Below are 3,086 nucleotides of genomic sequence, written 5' to 3'. Positions count from 1 at the left end.
CGACAACCGCAACCGCACGGCTGCCGAGGTGCGAGAAGCCTTCAGCAAAACCGGCGGCAGCTTGGGAGAAGCCGGCTGCGTGAGCTGGCTGTTCCGGCAAAAAGGGGTGATCAGCCTGGAGGAGGTGTTGGATCCCGAAGCCCTGTTGCTGGCGGTGGCGGAAGCGGGAGGAGACGACTTCAAGGTGGAAGGCACAGGAGCAGAGGTGTACTGCGACTACTCTTTGCTGGAGCAGGTGGCCACCTACCTGAAAAAAGAGGGCTACCCAGTGCAAGATGCGGCCATCCGCTGGATCCCATCCACTGAGGTGCATGTGGAGGATCCCGATACGGCCAAGTCAGTGCTTGCCCTGATGGAGCGTCTCGACAACCTAGACGATGTGCAGAATGTCTATGCCAATTTCGAGATCGACGAGGCGGTGATGGAAAGCCTGGCCTGAGAACAGGCTGCCATCATCTTCCGAGAAAGGGAAACCTTCAACAGAAGCATCCGTCAGCGGAGCTTAACGGCGGTGCCGGCGGCGGTAACGAGGATCATTGTCGTGCTCATGTTGGTATGAATGCTAACGCCTAGGATGCCATTTGCTCCCAAACGTTTGGCTCGCTGCTCCAACTCTTCCAAAACCTTTTTCTGGGCATTCTCGAGAACTTCTTCATAGGTTCTTGTGCGTCCCCCGATGATGTTGCGGAGGGTAGCAAGGAAGTCCCGTAGAACATTGGTGCCATAAACTACCTCGGCGGTAACAATGCCCAAGTAACGCTCAACCTCTCTACCTTGGAGCACGTCTGTAGTGGTCAGCAGCATGGCTTGCTTCCTGGGTCAACACCCACCAAGATAGTCGGGATCCTCAACCTTTGGAATCGGGTTCTTGCCCTGTGTTTTCAGCAGAGTGGCGATATGTCGAAGGGCGACCAATCCCTACAGATAACCGTTCCACAACGCATAGTCATTTATCTCACCGTTGAGGTGAAACAAACGACCGGTTGCTTCCTGCTAAGGCCTCCGGCCCGCTAGCGCGATCAGTTGAAATAGATGGTAATAAAAACCACGACTGCTATCAGCCCTTGCCGCGTGGTAGGGCGCTCAAGGGGATCCCTGGCCAAGACCGGCGGCTGATACAATAGCTGCCCAGGGATCCAAACCAAAGATCTCTAGATCTCTGCTTTTCCAACAGGATTTCCCCACAAGCCCGATGGCAGGCCCGATCCGAGTGGTGGGTAGCTTGAACATGGATTTGGTGGTGCAGGTGCCCCATCATCCCGGCCCTGGGGAAACGGTGCTGGGATCCGACTACGCCACCTACCCTGGCGGTAAGGGAGCCAATCAAGCGGTGGCAGCGGCGCGGGCGGGAGCCCAGGTGGAAATGTGGGGAGCGGTGGGATCCGATGAGTTTGGGCGTCTGCTCCAAGAGAACCTGGAGCACAACGGCGTGGATACCCGCCACCTGAGGCAGTTGGAGGGGCCCAGCGGCCTAGCTTTGATCACAGTGGATCCCGGCGGGCAAAACAGAATTGTGGTCAGCCCTGGGGCCAATGGTCGCTATCTGCCGGAGCATTTGCCTCCCTTTACCCCGGCGGCCCTGCTCCTGCTGCAGCTGGAAATCCCCCTGCCCACTGTGCAGGCTGCAGCAGAACAAGCCTCTGCCCAAGGGATCCCGATTTTGCTCAACCCTGCGCCCATCGTGCCATTGCCGGGATCCCTGTTGCGCCGGGTTCGCTACTTGGTGCTCAACGAAACCGAAGCGGCTGCCCTTGCCCAATCCCCTGTGGAAACGCCGGAACAAGCCCAAAAGATCGCTCAGGAGCTCCAGAAGCACGGGATCCCAGCCGTTATCCTTACCTTGGGAGGGGCAGGGCTGGTCTGGGCAGATGGGGAAGAAAGTGGCCATTGGCCAGCTCATCCTGTGGAAGTGGTGGATACCACCGCTGCCGGAGATGGGTTTTGTGGGGCCTTAGCTGCTTGTTTGGCTGCCGGGGGATCCCTGAGGGAAGCCCTGCGTTTTGCCAATGCCGCCGCTGCCTTGGTTGTAACCCGTGCAGGAGCCCAACCCAGCTTGCCCCAACGCTCTGAGATTGAGGCATTTTTGGCCTCTGCCGTAGAAACAGCATAGACTGCTGCTTATCAAAAGTTTTCGACGTCTGCGGTGGAGAAGTTCATTGGCCGTTTGCGTGAGCGCTATGGGGAAACCGCAACCTCCACAGGACAGAGCGGGGCCAAATCCTTTTTCCGAGCTGCTACTCATAGCCGGCGGAGGGGATCCCTTGCTCCATTGAGTACTGCTCAATAGTGCCTTGTCTTCCCTTGTGGGTGTCTTTAGAGTTAGGTAGTGAAAAGAAAGTATTCGGTAATTCTGATAAAGGCCTGTGAGTACCCTCCTTGCTGAAGATGACGCTCTTTACCGTCAGCATGTCCATAGCCTACTGACGCAACATTTGCCTGAGTTCGGCCCGGTATACATGGCCTCGAATGGCCGAGAGGCGTTGGAACTTTACCGTCAGCACCACCCCAACTTTGTGTTGATGGACATTCGCATGCCTGAGATGACCGGGATCGAGGTAGCGCGGCAGGTTTGGTCAGAGTGCCCCAGCACGCGCATCATTTTTTGGTCGCATTTTGCCGATGAAGTCTATGTGCGGGAGCTGCACAAGATCGTGCCTCCGCAAACTGTCTATGGCTACCTTTTGAAAAATTGCACCGATGAAAAATTGGTCAGTGCCATCCAAGCGGTGGTGCAGGATGAGCAATGCGTGATCGACCGAGAGGTGCGCGGGGTCGATTCCCGTTCACAAAACAAAATCACCGGTCTCAGCGACGCCGAGTACGAAGTGTTGATCGACATTGCCCTCGGCCTCACCGACCAGGCCATTGCTGCACGACGCTTTTTGTCCCGCCGAGGGGTAACCAACCGTCTGCGCAACCTCTACGACAAGTTAGTGCGCAACCTCTACGACAAGTTAGAAGTCAGCAACGACCAAATTGAGAGCATGCCTCTAACCCCCAAAACCCTGAACTTTGCTGAATTTACTGAGCTTTAGGCAGTTTGGCAAAAGTCATTGAGAGGGATATAGTAGACCAAGTTTCCCCCT

At 56.3% G+C, this 3,086-nt stretch carries 4 protein-coding genes; 3 read left to right on the top strand and 1 reads right to left on the bottom strand.

Annotated elements, in window-relative coordinates; all coding sequences use genetic code 11:
- A partial coding sequence (locus NW837_RS07810; protein ID WP_414330439.1) for a YebC/PmpR family DNA-binding transcriptional regulator occupies window positions 1-439 on the top strand: 439 nt, incomplete at its 5' end.
- A 53-nt stretch (window positions 440-492) separates the two neighbouring features.
- Here NW837_RS07810 and NW837_RS07805 read toward each other — a convergent pair.
- Entirely contained in the window at window positions 493-804 is a 312-nt protein-coding gene (locus NW837_RS07805) for a YbjQ family protein (RefSeq protein ID WP_414330438.1), read from the bottom strand.
- 388 nt (window positions 805-1,192) lie between these two features.
- Here NW837_RS07805 and rbsK point away from each other — a divergent pair, with 388 nt between their 5' ends.
- Window positions 1,193-2,110, top strand: coding sequence for a ribokinase (gene rbsK, locus NW837_RS07800; protein WP_414330437.1), 918 nt, complete (start codon window positions 1,193-1,195; stop codon window positions 2,108-2,110).
- A 253-nt stretch (window positions 2,111-2,363) separates the two neighbouring features.
- Window positions 2,364-3,035 carry a response regulator gene (locus tag NW837_RS07795; protein ID WP_414330436.1) on the top strand — a complete coding sequence of 224 codons (672 nt, stop codon included), beginning with the start codon at window positions 2,364-2,366 and terminating at the stop codon, window positions 3,033-3,035.
- The last annotated feature ends 51 nt before the right edge of the window (window positions 3,036-3,086 follow it).

Origin of the sequence: Synechococcus sp. R6-10, from assembly GCF_047461815.1 — a bacterium.
Taxonomy (GTDB): Bacteria; Cyanobacteriota; Cyanobacteriia; order Thermostichales; family Thermostichaceae; genus Thermostichus.
Note: the sequence above shows the minus strand (reverse complement) of the source record. Positions and strands in the feature narration are given on the sequence as shown.

Excerpts from the sequence above, each read along its gene's own strand:
- NW837_RS07805 (WP_414330438.1), bottom strand. The coding sequence starts at position 804 with ATGCTGCTGACCACTACAGACGTGCTCCAAGGTAGAGAGGTTGAGCGT.
- rbsK (WP_414330437.1), top strand. The coding sequence starts at position 1,193 with ATGGCAGGCCCGATCCGAGTGGTGGGTAGCTTGAACATGGATTTGGTG.